This window comes from Actinomycetota bacterium (assembly GCA_005774595.1).
Lineage (GTDB): Bacteria > Actinomycetota > Coriobacteriia > Anaerosomatales > D1FN1-002 > D1FN1-002.
On sequence record VAUM01000331.1, the window covers coordinates 1 to 1999 of the forward strand.

At 71.7% G+C, this 1999-nt stretch carries 2 protein-coding genes; both read left to right on the plus strand.

Annotated elements, in window-relative coordinates:
• The first annotated feature begins 104 nt into the window (after nt 1-104).
• Nucleotides 105-1145, plus strand: a complete 1041-nt coding sequence (locus tag FDZ70_09750) for a phospho-N-acetylmuramoyl-pentapeptide-transferase (GenBank protein ID TLM69480.1) — start codon at nt 105-107, stop codon at nt 1143-1145.
• The coding region (locus tag FDZ70_09755) for a UDP-N-acetylmuramoyl-L-alanine--D-glutamate ligase (GenBank protein ID TLM69481.1) at nt 1142-1999 on the plus strand (858 nt) is incomplete at its 3' end. The genes FDZ70_09750 and FDZ70_09755, both read left to right, overlap by 4 nt.

A 1999-nucleotide genomic window follows, 5' to 3' on the forward strand; every position in this document is an offset into this window, starting at 1 on the left:
AGATGTGTAGAAGCGACAGCCACTGGTCCGACCGCCGGGTCGCCGCCGAGGAGCTCGCGAAGCTCGCGGCCGCCGGCCGCTTCCCGGGCGGGTGTGCGTGACGCATGGGCGCGTTCCTCGCCAGGTACCCGACCTACCAGGTCTTCCTCACGGCCGTCATCTCGCTGGTGGCCGCAGGAGCGCTGTTCCCCCTGTGGATCAAGCTGCTGCGCTTCCGCAACATCGGCCAGCAGGTGCGGGCGGACGGCCCGCAGGGGCACCTCGTCAAGCAGGGCACGCCGACGATGGGCGGCGTGCTCATCCTCGCGGTGGTAGGCGCGACCTTCCTGCTCATGGGCCGCTTCGACCGCTCGAGCGGGCTGGTGCTCGGCGTGCTGATCGGCTGCGGCCTGCTCGGCTTCGTCGACGACTACGCGAAGGTCGTGCACGAGCGCTCGCTCGGTCTCACGCCGCGCGTGAAGGTGGCGTGGCAGGTCACCGTCGCCGTCGCGTTCTCGCTGGCGGCGGTCAACTGGGTGGGACTGAGGCCCACCGTCGCCTTCCCGTTCCTCGGTACGCTCGACCTGAGCGTGCTCACCACGCGCGTCCCGGCCGGAGGCTTCGTGGTCGCGGTGCCGTGGCTGTACGTGGCCTTGGTCAGCGTCATGGTCACGGCGTTCTCGAACACCGTGAACCTCGCCGACGGCCTCGACGGGCTCGCGGCCGGGACCGTGATGATCGTCATGCTCGCCTACGCGGGCATCTCGTTCGCACGCGACCACCTCGAGCTCGCGCTCGTGGGCGCCGCGGTCGGCGGTGCTTGCATCGGGTTCCTGTGGTACAACGCCTACCCCGCCGACATCTTCATGGGCGACACCGGCTCGCTCGGGCTCGGCGCCGCCATCGCGGCGATCGCCGTGCTCACCAAGACCGAGCTGCTCTCGATACTCATCGGCGGCGTCTTCGTGATGGAGGGGCTGTCCGTCATCCTGCAGGTCGCCTCGTTCAAGCTGACCGGCAAGCGCATCTTCCGCATGGCGCCGATCCACCACCACTTCGAGATGCTCGGCTGGTCGGAGACGAAGGTCATGGTGCGCTTCATGATCGCGGCGGGCATCCTCGCGGGCGCCGGGTTCGCCTTCTACTTCACGACGGTGCCGCGATGAGCGCGCGCGAGCCGCTCCGTGGCAAGATCCTGGTGCTCGGGCTCGGCGGTTCCGGCTACGCCGCTGCCGAGTACTGCGCGCGCCACGCCGCGGCCGGCGACCCGGTCACGGTGGTCGCCGTCGACGAGGCGGACACGCCGGCCCTGCGGAAGACGGCGGCGTGCCTGCGCGCCCTCGGCGTCGAGGTACTGTGCGGGACGGCCGAGACGTCCGCCGCGGACCTCGCGGTGGCGAGCCCGGGCATCCCGCCGCACAGCGAGCTCATGCGCTCGGCGAGAGAGAAGGCCCCCGAGGTCGTCTCGGAGATCGAGTTCGCGTTCCGCCGGTCGGTGTCGCCGTGGGTGGCCGTGACTGGCACGAACGGCAAGACGACGACGACGTCGCTCGTCGCGCACCTGCTGCGGGACGCGGGGATCGCCGCCGAGGCGGTCGGCAACATCGGGCCGGCTGCCATCGCCGCGGTGGACGATGCGGGGCCCGCGACGGTGCTCGTCGCGGAGGTCTCCTCGTTCCAGCTCGCGCTCGTCTCGACCTTCCGGCCGAAGGTGTCGGTCCTGCTCAACGTTACCCCCGACCACGTGAACTGGCACGGGTCGCTCGAGGCGTACGCCGCGGACAAGGCGCGCATCTTCGAGAACCAGGGCCCGGGCGACACGGCGGTCGTCGACGTGGACGACCCCGGCTCGGCGCGCTACGCCGACGGGCTCGCCGCGCAGGGCGTGGCTGTGCGCCGCGTGTCGGTGGCGGGCCTGCCCGCCGGCGGCGCCGGGGTCGACGGCGCGACGCTCGTGCTCGACACGGACACCGGCCCCGAGCCGCTGTGCGGCATCGGCGACCTGCTCCTCCGCGGTTCG